This window comes from Pseudoalteromonas sp. SG44-8, assembly GCF_014164125.1.
Lineage (GTDB): Bacteria > Pseudomonadota > Gammaproteobacteria > Enterobacterales > Alteromonadaceae > Pseudoalteromonas > Pseudoalteromonas rhizosphaerae.
In genome coordinates, this window is record NZ_JACJEQ010000003.1 from 169,586 (window position 1) to 183,575 (window position 13,990).

Annotated in this window: 10 protein-coding genes; 6 read left to right on the forward strand and 4 right to left on the reverse strand. The window is 40.6% G+C overall.

From position 1 onward, the window contains the following. Positions 1-24: 24 nt before the first annotated feature. Together H5163_RS04285 and H5163_RS04290 are read right to left on the reverse strand one after the other, a co-directional pair. Positions 25-2,175, reverse strand: coding sequence for a TonB-dependent receptor (locus tag H5163_RS04285; protein WP_182734453.1), 2,151 nt, complete (start codon positions 2,173-2,175; stop codon positions 25-27). A 137-nt stretch (positions 2,176-2,312) separates the two neighbouring features. Beyond that, positions 2,313-3,179, reverse strand: coding sequence for an MBL fold metallo-hydrolase (locus H5163_RS04290; protein ID WP_182734454.1), 867 nt, complete (start codon positions 3,177-3,179; stop codon positions 2,313-2,315). Between the two features lie 104 nt (positions 3,180-3,283). Here H5163_RS04290 and H5163_RS04295 point away from each other — a divergent pair, with 104 nt between their 5' ends. Continuing rightward, entirely contained in the window at positions 3,284-4,171 is an 888-nt protein-coding gene (locus H5163_RS04295; RefSeq protein WP_182734455.1) for a LysR family transcriptional regulator, read from the forward strand. Between the two features lie 236 nt (positions 4,172-4,407). Further along, the gene (locus H5163_RS04300; protein WP_182734456.1) at positions 4,408-5,610 is read left to right on the forward strand and encodes an MFS transporter; all 1,203 of its coding nucleotides are present in this window, start codon (positions 4,408-4,410) and stop codon (positions 5,608-5,610) included. A gap of 44 nt (positions 5,611-5,654) precedes the next feature. Here the strand turns inward: H5163_RS04300 and H5163_RS04305 are convergent, their stop codons facing one another. Then, a complete protein-coding gene (locus tag H5163_RS04305; RefSeq protein ID WP_145237509.1) occupies positions 5,655-5,852 on the reverse strand; it encodes a helix-turn-helix transcriptional regulator in 198 nt (65 codons plus the stop codon). Continuing rightward, positions 5,849-6,283, reverse strand: a complete 435-nt coding sequence (locus tag H5163_RS04310) for a hypothetical protein (RefSeq protein ID WP_145237512.1) — start codon at positions 6,281-6,283, stop codon at positions 5,849-5,851. The genes H5163_RS04305 and H5163_RS04310 overlap by 4 nt, the downstream gene beginning before the upstream one ends. A 230-nt stretch (positions 6,284-6,513) precedes the next feature. On the opposite strand from H5163_RS04310, the gene H5163_RS04315 reads away from it, so the two are divergent. The 4 genes from H5163_RS04315 to H5163_RS04330 all read left to right on the forward strand — a co-directional run bounded on the left by H5163_RS04315 (position 6,514) and on the right by H5163_RS04330 (position 13,976). Further along, on the forward strand, positions 6,514-9,762 hold the full coding sequence (locus H5163_RS04315; protein WP_182734458.1) for a winged helix-turn-helix domain-containing protein: 3,249 nt from the start codon (positions 6,514-6,516) through the stop codon (positions 9,760-9,762). Positions 9,763-9,784: 22 nt separating this feature from the next. Continuing rightward, a complete protein-coding gene (locus H5163_RS04320) occupies positions 9,785-10,150 on the forward strand; it encodes a DP-EP family protein (RefSeq protein WP_145237518.1) in 366 nt (121 codons plus the stop codon). 179 nt (positions 10,151-10,329) lie between these two features. Further along, positions 10,330-11,322 carry a sensor domain-containing diguanylate cyclase gene (locus H5163_RS04325; RefSeq protein ID WP_182734459.1) on the forward strand — a complete coding sequence of 331 codons (993 nt, stop codon included), beginning with the start codon at positions 10,330-10,332 and terminating at the stop codon, positions 11,320-11,322. Between the two features lie 104 nt (positions 11,323-11,426). Continuing rightward, positions 11,427-13,976 (forward strand): TonB-dependent receptor plug domain-containing protein, encoded by a 2,550-nt coding sequence (locus H5163_RS04330; RefSeq protein WP_404936305.1) that lies wholly within the window; start codon positions 11,427-11,429, stop codon positions 13,974-13,976. Positions 13,977-13,990: the final 14 nt, after the last annotated feature.

A 13,990-nucleotide genomic window follows, 5' to 3' on the forward strand; every position in this document is an offset into this window, starting at 1 on the left:
CATGGCTACATTTAGGTAATTTACTTAAAATGCGTAGCTGATACCGGCATTAACCGAGCGACCTTGTCCTGCTAATTGGCTGAAGCCTTCGCTCATATCTGTTTTAAAATCAGCAATACTGACTCCGCCTAACGGCTGTTGATAATACTGATCAAGTAAATTAGTAATTGCTAACTTAACTGTTAGCTTATCCCATCTCGCCTTGGTTGCTAAATTCACTAAGCTATAGTTGGCTGTTAGATTTTCAATACGACGCGGATCTACACGCGTTTTACTATCTACCCACTGCCAGCTTAATGAGTTTTGCCATTTACCGAGTTGTTGCTCAAGGGCTATTTTGCTATGCAGTGGCATTATTTGATATAACGGCTCATCACTGTCATCACGCTCGCCATGGGTGCTAGTAAGCGCGGCGGTTAAATCCCATGTGCCTGCATTTTTACTATCAACAACACGGATAATACCTTCAAGCTTAGTGCCATAAAGTGTGGCGTCTAAATTGGTAAATTGCAGGGTATTACGCTCAGTTAATACCTTATCTGTGCGGTTAGTACTGCCAACAACAGTAACATCAATATAATCATTTACTTGGGTATACCAAGCGTTAGCTGTTATTTGCCACTGTCCATCTTTTGCCGATTTAGTGTAACTGGTGCTGATGGTATGCGCGGTTTCGGCTACTAAGTCTGGGTTACCAATATAACCATTACCATCACCAAACCAACCAATCATACTGGTCGACATTGTGCTGACACCCCAGCTATAACGTTCATATAAATTAGGCGCACGATTTTTACGTGCTAAGCCAAATTGTAGTTCATCTTCATTAGTAATTTGGTAGCGTAATAATAGGCTGGCATCCACAAGCGTGTCACTGCGCGCGCGATCCATGGCATTAAACTCTTTTGCAGCATCTTTATTTGGATCTGCCATATTCATTGCTGGCATACTTCCCATACCTGACATTCCATTCATGCCATCACCCATGTCTGAATATGGCTGCACTTCACCGGTATCCGTTTGCACATATTCAATACGCGTACCAGCAGAGACCCACCACTTGTTATTTAGCTGCTTTTGCAGCTCAGCAAAACCGGTGTAGCGGTCGCGTTCACCGTCATTAATATTTACATAGTCGTTAGGCCCCATCATCATTGAGCCTTCAATCGCAGGCCACCAATCATCAATGCGGTAACCATAGTATTCTTGGCCGAGCAGTAATACAGTGTCAGCATCAAAGTCTAAACGCCAATTAAGTTGATAACTGATATCTTGCGCGTCGGTATTCATCGGCATCATGCCGGTTTTTTCAGCGCTGAAAAAACCCATTTCGTGCTTTATATCATTAAAGTTTATTTGCGCTCGAAACTCACCACTTTCAAGCTGGCGTTTATACTGAGTGACTATGCCATAACTGGTGTTATCCGTCATATCCATATATTGATTAGCAAAGCCCTGAAAGGGTATTTTTTGATGCGTTAATTTAACCACTAGCTGTTGTTTTTCATCTCGCAGCGCTGCAGTTAATACATGATTTTGCACACGATATAGAGTATCTAATACTAAATCACCATTACCATCGTCATAACTATCAGCGTCTTCAAAGGCACCTTGATAATTTAAACTCAAGCTGCCACTGGCAAGTCGTGCGCCAACACCTACCGCTTGCGCATTATTTACACTGCGATACTGCGCCGACACATAACCTGAATGCCACGCTAACGTATCACTCTCACCATATTGCGCAGCAATGGTGTTTACTACAATAACGCCGGCAATGTTATCGCCACCAGCGCTTACTGGCGAAATACCTGCAATCACTTGATAAGACGATAGCTGATTAGCCGAAATATAAGATAATGGTGGGTTCATCTGATTGCCACAGGCCGCAGTAATATCTGCGCCATCGACCAGTACTTTAACTCTATCGCCCATCATGCCATTTAATATAGGTAAACTAGAAACGCCACCTGCCGCAGAGAAATCCACCCCCAACTCAGTTAAAAGCTGTTCTGCAGAACCTAAATTTGCATGGCTGTTAACGTTTTGGCCTTGTACCTCAATCACTTCAATTGAATCATCAGCAAGAACGTAAGGAGAAACTAAACTCGCTATGCAAAGTGCTAACGGAGAAAGTGCATAACGTGAATTGATAAGTGGATTGTGGTTGCTCATTTTATTCTTTAATTACAGCAGGTTTAAGATGAACAAAGTATATAGTGTGCGACGTTGCCTGAACACGTGACAAATTGTCGCACCTATAATGCTATAAACTCAGTGCTGAGAATATCGTAACTAGATAAGTAAACACCTTACCAGATCATTTCACCCATATGCACTTTAGCGCCTAATTCTAAACTACTGGTATCAGTAAATTCGGGATAAAGCGTAACCATTTTGGCGATTAACTCTTGGCTATTGTGACTGTGCTGTTTTGCTTTCACAAACGCAGTTATATAGTTAAAGGTAAAATCAATGGCGCTAGCATCTAATGCAGAGCCTGCTTCCATATGCCCAGGGATCACCATTGCTGGTTCAAGCGCTTTCATTTCATTGAGCTGTTTTAGCCACGCATCAATACTTTGCTGACTTTGCGTATCAGCCATCCATACATGGTGCCCAGCTGAAACGGCTACATTACCTAAAATTGTTTTATTTGCAGGGATCCATAAATAAGGACGATGCGCTAACACCCCAGCTTGCATTCTGATCTGAATTTCATGCCCTTCAAGCTGCAATGTTTGTAGTGAGTAACTTGTTGGAACAATGGGGTTTGCTGGCGCATTGCTGCCCATTTTAGGCCCCCAAAATGCGATTTTATTAAGACGATTTTTTGCAATTACTTGCGCCACAGCCTCGGGAGTTATTAACTTTGCATTGGGGAATAGTTGCTGTAACAACTGCGCACCAAAGTAATAATCAGGATCTGCTTGGCTAATAAAAATGGTGGTTAACTCTTTTCCTGAATCATACACTTTAGCTGCAATTCGCAGTGCATCCGCATTCGTAAAGCCACTATCGACCACAATAGCTTGCTTATCACCGTAGACGATACTTGAGTTAACCGTAAAACTATTACTATCAGCGTTATAAACATCCACCGTTAATTGCGACTTAGCCTGCGTACTTGCAGCCAGCATTAACAATGAAACAGATAGCGACTTTACTAAAACCTTCATTTAAGATACCTAAAATAAATACTGTTAGGTGAATAATAAAGAATTGATTAACTCAAATAAACGCACAACAATAAACATCATTATTTCAAAAAACGATCTAATTAATGGATAGAGTCACTGCCGCAAAAGTATTTTTGGATGTTGCTCACTCAGGTAGTTTTACAGCATCCGCTGAGCGCCTAAACATGTCACGAGCAATGGTAAGTCGCAGCATCGAAACAATGGAAAACTGGCTACAAACAAGGCTACTGCATCGCACTACCCGTAAAGTTGCCTTAACTAGTGCTGGTAAAGCATGTCTTGAAAATATTGAAAACTGGTATCAGCAAAGTGAACAACTAGTTTTACACGCAACTCCTGATGCAGCGCTGACTGGCAGTATTCGCATTGCCACGAGTATGTCGTTTAGTCAGTCACAATTAATGCCCGCATTAAAACCATTTTTACAACAACACCCATTAGTGAATATTGAACTAGAATTAAATGACTCAGCAACCAATTTGGCGCAAAAACAAATAGACTTAGCAATTAGAATTGCTGCAAACCCAGACCCATCATTGATCGGCAAACCTATTGGTATTTGTCACTCTGCGATTGTTGCATCAGCTGACTACCTTGCTAAGCACGCGCAAATAACTCAACCTAGTGACTTATCTGAGCATACCTATTTGGCACATAAACATTTTGCCAATCATGTCTTGCATTTAAAAATGCCCCAGCAACTTGCTTCTATTAACGTAACCAGTCGCCTTTGCGCTAATGAAGCAACCACCTTATTAAGTGCCGCGATTAATGGCTTAGGTATTGCGGTGTTGCCAACCTATTTAGCTAATGACTATATAGCACGTAACGAGCTTGTGCACATTTTGCCTGATTGGCATCCTGATGCACTAAACATTTATGCTTTGTATAGTTCCCGTAAGCATTTATCTCCAGCTATTCGGGCACTCATCGATCATTTATGCACGTACTTTAAAACAGAACACTGGTAATACTGGCAGCTTAAATGTAAAATCTACCCATTAAAACTGGAACGTTCCTATTAAAGTAAGAACGCTTGAATCTAACGTTATATTTAAAAATCTAAGTACGCCATTTTTCGTGTAATACGCTGACTTATTTTTATCATACAATCGCGGTTTAATTGGTTCTTCAAAATTGCAGTTTCCTGCTTTTTATTAAATAAATCATTCATATTTTTTCGTCAGTCTTTTTACAAGGGTTATCTATGTCACCTGAACCTAGCGTCGTGAACAATACGCTAAGCACTACCGCTATTTTGTTAGTACTTGCACTGGGTACTTTTATTTTAGGATTATCGGAATTTTCGATGATGCCAATGCTGCCATTGTTCAGCGAAACATTTGCCTCAACACCAGCACAAAGCGGTTATACCATTAGCGCCTATGCGATTGGCGTAGTGATCGGTGCACCGTTTTTTATGATCACCACAGCAAATATGCGCAAGCGTAATGCTTTGCTATTATTTGTGTCGATGATGTTTATATTTAACGGCTTAAGCGCATTTGCTAATTCGTTAGAGCAGCTTATATTATTTCGCTTTTTAAGTGGTTTACCCCACGGAGCTTATTTTGCTGTTGCCATTTTATTAGCCGCAGATATAGCACCTGCCAATAAACGCGCCAGCTTTATGTCTAAAGTATTTATGGGCCTTACCATAGCAACGATTGTTGGCGTGCCTATGGTTACTTTAGTCGGTCAAAATTTTAGTTGGCGTTATTGTTTAGCGGGCACCGCAGTGCTGGCACTTGTTGCGTTTATTCTAATTGTAAAGTTCATACCAAACACAAAAAATTCAGCCCCTTCGTCGTTATTAAGCGAGTTGAGCGTACTGAAAAATAAGCTGGTTTGGTCAATTTTAGGGATCATTATTGTTGGCTTTGGCGGGGTGTTTTGCATTTATACTTATATTGCCGATACAATTTTAGTGGTCACCCACACACCAGCCTACACTATATCAATTGCGATGGTTATGTTCGGTATTGGTTGTACGCTGGGCAACTATATTTTAGGTAAGGCAGCTGATCATTCGCCCCTTAAAACCACCGGTATAGCACTTGTTGGCGCAATCATTTTTGCTACAACTTATGTAATGGCAAGCCATAACATTTGGTTACTTTATGCGGTTATATTTTTTATTGGTTTTAGTGTCGGACTTGGCACAGTTATTCAAACTATGTTGATGGATGTATCTCCGCATGGGCACGCAATGATTGGCGCACTTGTACAATGCGCATTCAATACTGCAAATGCAATTGGTCCTTGGGTTGGCGGCTTAGCAATTGCACAAGGCGCGCAACCTAATCAAACCGGCTATGTCGCCGCAGTGTTATTTGCTGGTGGATTTATTATGTGGTTACTGAGTGCATTGCAAATGGGTAAACAAAAACCGCAACTAGTTGCCCCATAAACAGCACTACACTCTGCGTACTTTAAGCACGCAGAGTGTAGAATTTATACCTCTTCATCTTGAAAGATATCTTCAATTTTTAATTTAAATAAACGAGCTGCTTTAAACGCTAATGGTAAACTAGGATCGAACTTGCCTTTTTCGATAGCATTCACCGTTTGCCTTGATACATCAAGTAGCTCTGCTAATTTTGCCTGAGTAAGGTCATGCTCCGCGCGCAATACTTTAAGGCGGTTTTTCATTCTTCGTCCTCAGCGCCAAGTTGTTTATTCATCACTACGACAGACACTAAATAAGTTATCCCCATAAACATCACTAAATGGGAAATCCCTTGTCGAAACGAAATTACCCCGCTCGTTTGTAATACCGAGTATGCTAAACCAAATACTAAACTCCCTCCTAAGGTAATCGCCATCGCATTTAAATGTAACCGTTGCTGCAATTCATCTAAGCCAGCTAAATGGCGTTTATTCGCCATAATCATCATAATACCTGCGAAAACATTGACCATAATTGCCACTATACTAAGTAGCGTGTTCTGCTCGCCCCACAGCAACAATGGCCCGAATGACGCAAGCGCCAAAGTTAAAACCCACGCCAGAGTCCACTTTGCTAAATAAACTGTGTTTAGTTTGTTACGTTGTTTGAATGTTAATCCTGTTTGTTGTTTCATGTTCTCACCTTTTTAGTCAAGTAAACTTGACTAAGTATTATTGAAGAATACATTTAAGTCAAGCAAGCTTTACATAAAGTAATGTAGATTAGACATAACCTATACTATAACTGTTTAATTAAGATTCTTAACGTTTGACTCAGAATATTGTATTAACTTATTGCTTGCAGTAGGATAAAAAAACCTGTTGAAGTAACCTCAATTTTAACAATAACAATGATGAGCCCTGCATGAGTAAATCCGTTTTCTTTGTCGGCGAATGGCAAGTAACAGCTACCACCAATAGTTTAATACGAGGCGCGCAAATCAAACAACTTGAGCCCAAAGCGATGGATGTTTTATTGTTATTATGCGAAAAACAAGGAGAGTTAGTTAGCAGTGAAGAGATCCTTAACCACTGTTGGCGCACAGTTGCAGTGGGCGATAATCCCCTGCATAAAGTCATCACGCAATTGCGTAAAGCATTTGACGATAAAGCCAGTGATCCGCAATACATAGAGACAATCCGCAAGCGCGGCTATCGCGTTATCGCCAAAATAGAGCTCCCTCTTGATGATGAGCAAAAAGCCAGCCATAGTAAGTGGCAAGGTGATTCGCCATTTGTTGGGTTAAGCGCGTTCACCCCCAATGAAGCCGCGGTGTTTTTTGGCCGCAGCAAGCAAATAAACACACTATTACAGCGGGTATCTGCGCAAATTAATTATGGCCGCGCATTTTGCTTATTGCTCGGCTCAAGTGGCTCAGGTAAGTCATCACTGGTCAATGCAGGTGTATTACCAGCACTAATGAGTGAAGCAGGCTTTGATGGCTTTCGAATTGAGTCATACTGCTTGCTCGACTTTGCAGACGTAAGTAAAGGTCGGCTATTTCTCGATCTAGCCTCTACTTTACTTGATTTAGAAATCAACGATGCGCCAGTTTTAACAAATATCAGTGCCGACTCCCTCAGTGAGTTATTACTCTCAACGCCTGAGCAAGTTATTGAGCGTTGCCAAATGGCTTTAAAGCAAGGGCAAACAACCCATATAAAACCGTATTTATTTTTATTTATCGACCGCCTTGAAGTATTGCTGTCGTCGCCAGTATTTAGCGAGCAAGAGCGCAGCCAGTTTTTAACAATTATAGAGTTACTGGCCACCAGTAACTGCATTATTATATTTAGCGCCTGTCGAAATGACTTTTACCCCCAAGTGGTTAATCAACCCAGTTTAATGGCTGGTAAAGCCAATGGCGCGCATTTTGACTTGCTACCGCCAACGCGTTCTGAATTAAAACAGATGATCCGCCTGCCAGCTTTAGCCGCAGGGCTTAGTTGGCAGCTTGACCCTGAGCACCAAACACCACTGGATGAAATGCTCTGTAACGACACCGCCAATAACCCCGACGCCCTGCCAATGCTGCAATACACTTTGCAACAACTGTACTTACAGCGCAGCGAAAACGATGAGCTATTAGTCTCTGAATACCAAGCATTGGGCGGTATTGAAGGCGCGATTGGCCAAAAAGCTGAGCACGTTTTTACACAACTGCCCAAGCAACAACAAGCCCAGCTGAGCTTGGTATTATCAAAACTAATTACCCTGCACGCTGATGGCGAAACCCTCACCAGCCGCGCAGCCCGTTGGGATGAACTCACCACCCCTGCACAAACACAACTTGCACAAGCGATGGTCGATAGCCGCTTATTTGTGTCGCACCTTAAAAACGAGCAAGCCTGTTTTAGTTTGGCACACGAAGCACTACTACGTCAGTGGCAACGCGCCATAGACTGGATAAACCAACACCAACAAAGCTTAGCCATTAAAAGTCGCTTACAAATCGCCACCGAGCGTTGGTTAAACGAGCAAAAACATGCCGACTTTTTATTAGCGCAGGGCAAGCCGTTACAAGAAGCACAAAGCCTTATAAATAACCCGATGTTTAGCCTCAGTGCTGCTGAACTGAGTTTAATTAAAGCATCAAACCGCAGGGCAAAACGTAAAAAAAGAGTGTTACAAGCCACCGCGGTTGCACTTATTTTACTCAGTTTTATAGCCACCTTTATGAGCGTACGCAGCTACCACGCCGAGCAAGTCGCGCAGCAAAAACGCTTAGAAGCCGAAAGCCTACTTGGTTTTATGGTGGGTGAATTTGCCGATAAACTGCGTAGCGTTAAACGTATGGATTTGCTCGATGGCATTAGCAATAAAGCGCTGGAGTATTTTACTAATCAAGCTGATGAGGACAACTCTCTCTTTCGCTTTACAGACCAAAAAACCGAATTTAACAACCGCTTTCAATATGCACAAACCCTTGAGGCAATGGGGGAAGTGGCCTATTCCCGCGGTAAAACCGACGAAGCATTTACCGCGTTTGAGAGCGCCCGCACCCGACTTGAGGGATTATTAAAAACCCAACCTAGCAACTTAGAGTTACTTACGCTTGCGGGTGCCAATGCCTTTTGGTTAGGGCAACTTCATTATGATAAAAGTGATTACGCTGCCACAGAGCCAATGTTTAAAAAATACCAAGCCTATAGTGAAACAATGTACTCCCTAGCACCCAATGATTTTAACTCCATTATGGAGTTGTCTTATTCACATAACTCTCTCGGCTCGTTATATTTAAAACAATTTAACTATGCTGCTGCAAAACAAAGCTTCACAGAGTCGCTAAATCTTAAAAACAAAGCACTCGAGCTTAAACCCAACAATAAAAACTTATTACGTGATAAAACAGATACAATTAGCTGGCTTGCCAGTACAGAAGAAAATTTGGGTAATTTTAATACGGCATTAACAATGTTAGAAAATGCATCTAATGAGTTGAATAATATTTTGGCACAATATCCCAATGATGCCAGCGTATTAAGCAATCTTACTTATATTTATATGCAACAAAGTTTCCTACTAAGTTATTTCTCGGATAAGCAGCGCTCTTATGAAAAAGCTAAGCTAGCAAATGACAGTATAAGTAATGCTCTTCTTCAAGATCAAAATAATAATAAATTCCAGAAAATATATTACCGTTCTTTATCTTATAAATTGATGTTATCGAACGAGCAAGATCTTAACGATAACATAAAAGAAATATTAAACTTTTTAACAGAGCAGGATTTAAATGATACTGAAACTATTAATATATTTATCAGTATTATTCATTACTACATCAACATAGGTATAAATTCCAAAGCAAATGAACTACTAATTAAACTTGAAAACAACAATGATTACAAAGTACAAATAGGAAAACTATGGCAAACAGCAAACTCCTTAGTTTTAGCAAGGATATATTTAATTAAAGCTAAACTTGCAACAAATAATGATGACCGAAGCTTATTTTGTGAAAAAGCAATTAAAATAATTTCATTCCGAGAAAATAAAAGTATAAAAACAACGTACCCTTTGGTTCAAGCATATAGCTGCTCAAATAGAAAAAATGAAGCGAAAGAATTAAAAGAAAACCTAATACAGTTAGGTATTGATGACTTTAGCCTATAACAAAAATGATAGAGGAAATAACATGAATAACAACCAACAAGTTGTTAACTTTTCAGTAGAAATCGAGCTTGTAGATAACAAAGCAAATTTTACATACTATATAGGAGATGACCAAGTCTCAGGTGGAGGTGAGGTAAGAACCAAAACTGCTGCTATTTACACTTTAAAACAAGACACATTTAATAAAGGCTTCTTATTTAGCAGCGCAACAATCACTGGCAACTGTGCTGATGACTTCCTTTACGTAGTTAATAATAACGGTAAGTCTATTACCATTACAGATACCGATGAAACCAGCGGTACAGCATCAATCATTTTTAATGTGGAATGTAATGGCACCTCTTACAGCAGTAGCGACCCTCAGGTTATAAACAAAGAAGAAATTTAATTACTGCAACCTATCCCTTTCTTTCTCTTGCTTCGCAGGCGTTACCTCACCTGCGTATTTTAATTTTATTATTAAAAATCAAAAACTTAAAACCAGAAGGTTACCAGAAGGTTTATTTGCACTTTTTTAAGTAAATTTATAGACACCAAAAACGTATAGCAAAACGTAAAGGATTAAACGTGTCTAACCAAACAAATAATAACCAAACACTTAACGCAAATAAGCAATCAGCTACTATTGGCAAAACCCTTTCAGCCTGTCTTTCTCACTTACAGTTTGGTTCTTTAATTGAATTATTCAACGGCATCAGTGAAGGTATTTTTATCATCGATGAGCAAGGTACGTTTGAGTTTGCAAACCCAATGGCGGCACAGTTTTTAGGCGACTCCCAGCAATCATTGATTGGTCAAAGCCTACTACAGTTTTTACATGAAACTGACCGCGATAAATACATGTATACGTTACTAAACTGGTTAGATATAAAAGATACTCGCCTTAACTTTGGTCCTAATGAAGTAAAAATAAACAAAACGGATGGCAATATAATTGAGGCCGACTTATCTATTTCTAATATGCCTTCGAGCATTGCGTCAGCGCAAAAACTTTATGTGTGCATATTACATGATTTAAGTATTCACAAAGCAATATATAACAAATTAAAAGTACAAGCTTCAATAGATCATTTAACTGGGCTTGCTAATCGCTTCACGCTCGATGAATCATTAAAACAATACTGGCAAGAAAGTATTCAAAGCCACCAGCCATTAACTAGTATATTAATTGATGTCGATCATTTTAAGAGATTCAACGATACCTATGGCCATATTAAAGGCGATAAGTGCTTACAAAAAATAGCCAAGATTATTTTGCAATGTATACCATCAAGAGATTGTTTAGCCGCTCGCTATGGCGGTGAAGAATTTGCTGTTATTCTGCCACGCTGCAACCGCGATAGCGCCGCTGTTGTTGCCAGACATATTCAACAACAAATAAATGCGATGACGTTTACTGATATAGGCCTGCCGCCAGAAGTTAAAGTAAGTGTGAGCCAAGGTATAGCCTGTGAACTTGATAATCAATACCGTACCTGCGAAGCACTAATATGTGCTGCTGATACTGCTTTATATAGAGCAAAATCTGACGGCAGAAATAAAATCAGCATCAGCTCATAAACACAACATTAACAAGATTTGATTTATTTTAACGAAATGCATTAGTTACACATATACTATATTTTAATGTTATTTGTTTGTTCCCAATACGCTATATAAACTAGATGGCGTATGACAACAACTCGGGATCAACAATGAAACTATTTAACAAGTTACCTTTACAACTTGCTATTGCAAGTACATTGGCAACCTCAGCGACTGCAATCGCTGTTGAGCAAACAGCTGACACAACAGCACAAGATATTGAAGTTATTTCGGTTACCGGCACACGTCGTAGTTTACGCAGCCTGTCGGAAAGTACAGTTCCTGTAGACTTGCTAACCAGTCGTGATCTGGCAACCACAGGCCAGCTTGAAATAAGCCAAGTGCTTGCTGCGCAACTACCCAGCTTTAACTACCCAAGTGCAACCCTCGCTGATGGTACAGACCATGCAAAACCAGCAGTATTACGAGGCCTAGCTCCTGATCACACCTTAGTACTTGTCAATGGTAAACGCCGTCACTCTGGTGCTTTATTAAATTTAGGTGGCACAGTTGGCCGTGGCTCTACGGCTGTTGATTTAAATAATATTCCAACCTCTGCGATTAAACGCGTTGAAGTACTGCGTGATGGTGCAGCTGCGCAATATGGCTCAGATGCCATCGCCGGTGTGATCAATATTGTACTCAAAGATGCCGATGAAGGCGGTAGTGTAAGCTACACTTATGGTCAATATGATTCGCAAATGGCAGGCTCTGCACAGTTAAAAGAAACAATCATCGACTCGCAAGGTAAGCTTGGTTTTGTTAAAGGTGATGACCGCCGCGTTAACGATGGTATTACCCGAACTGCAAGTGCCAATGCGGGCTTTTCACTTACCGAGAATGGCTTTATCAATATCTCAATTGAAACCCGTAACAACGAGCCAACTAACCGCTCAGGTATTGATGAGCGAGAACAATATAATCGTAATGAAAACGGCGCGCTTGATCCAAAAGAGCTGACGTTTGACCGTTATAACCACCGCTTTGGTAAAGCCGATGTTGAAGATATCGCGCTATTTTATAATCTTGGCTACGACTTTAGTGATGACTTATCACTTTACTCTTTTGCCAGCTATTCAAATCGTAAAGGTAACTCAGGCGGTTTCTATCGCCGTGCCAAAGACAACCGTAATGTGCCAAGCGTTTATCCTGATGGGTTTTTACCAAACATTGACACTGATGTTGACGACTATTCATTTGCTATCGGTTTAAATGGGGTTAGTAATGATTGGACATGGGATATCAGCACTAATTATGGTCGCAATGATTTTGCATTAGGTGTTAGCAATAGTATCAATACCTCTATGGGTGCTAACAGTCCGACAGAGTTTGATAATGGCGCATTAGTGTATGAACAATTCCTTGTTAACATGGATGCCAGCAATAGCTTTGACTTAGGCTTGCCTGATGACGTGTTTGTTACCATTGGTACTGAATATCGCCATGAAAACTACCAAATCAAAGCCGGTGAACAAGCTTCGTATTTAACGGTACTTGATGCACAAGGCGTACCTGTTGCCGCCGGTGGTGCACAAGTTTTATCAGGTTTTTCACCCGATAGTGCAACTGATAAAAGCCGCCATAACATTGCCCTATTTGCTGAATTTGATACCTACCTCACTGAAAATTGGAATGCTGTGCTAGCAGGTCGATTTGAAGACTATAGTGATTTTGGCAGTACTTTTACAGCGAAACTTGCCAGCCACTATAGCATTACTCCTTCATTATCGTTACGTGGTGCTATCAGTAGTGGTTTTAGAGCACCGTCTCTTGCACAAACATCTTATAAATCAGTCAGCACTGTATTTGAAAATGGCGTACCTAGAGAAGTCGGATTATTTCCAAGTAGTGAGGCTGCTGCCAAAGCGCTTGGCGCAAAAGATTTAGACGCTGAAGAGTCTGTCAATATGACCGCTGGTTTTATCTTCACAGAAGGTAATTTTAGCTTCACGCTTGATGCTTATCGTATCGATATTGATGATCGCATTGTGCTTTCTGAAAACTTAGAAGGCCCTGCTGTTGAAGCTATTTTACAACAAGCCGCTGAGCTTAATACCCAAAGTGTGCGCTACTTTACCAACGCTATCGATTCGCGTACTCAAGGGGTTGATATTGTTGCCACCTATTTACTCGGTTTAGCTGATTATGGTGACTTACGCTTAAGTGCCGCTGTAAACTTTAACGATACAGAAGTTACTCATGTGAAAGACAATCCACCAGAACTCGAAGCGTTAGGTGATGGATATCAATACTTTGCACGACGTGAAATTTCTCGATTCGAAAAAGGCACACCAGCAGATAAATGGAACCTGTCTGCAACATGGGATTATGAAAATATACAGGCCACGCTTCGTGCAACTCGCTATGGTGAAGTAGTTGATACCTCAAGTAGTGCTGAGGGCGATGAGCTTCTTAAGGCGAAATGGCTCACTGATATTGAAGTGGCGTATCGCCCAACCGAGCAATGGAAACTTGCTTTAGGTGCTAACAATCTATTTGATCAGTACCCGCAAGATACGTTAAGTAATATTGGTTATAGTGATTTCAACCAAATTTTCACTTACAGCGGGTTCACGCCATATAGTTTAGATGGCCGCTTTGTTTATGCGAATGTAACGTTTAACTTTTAATTAAACAAGTAACT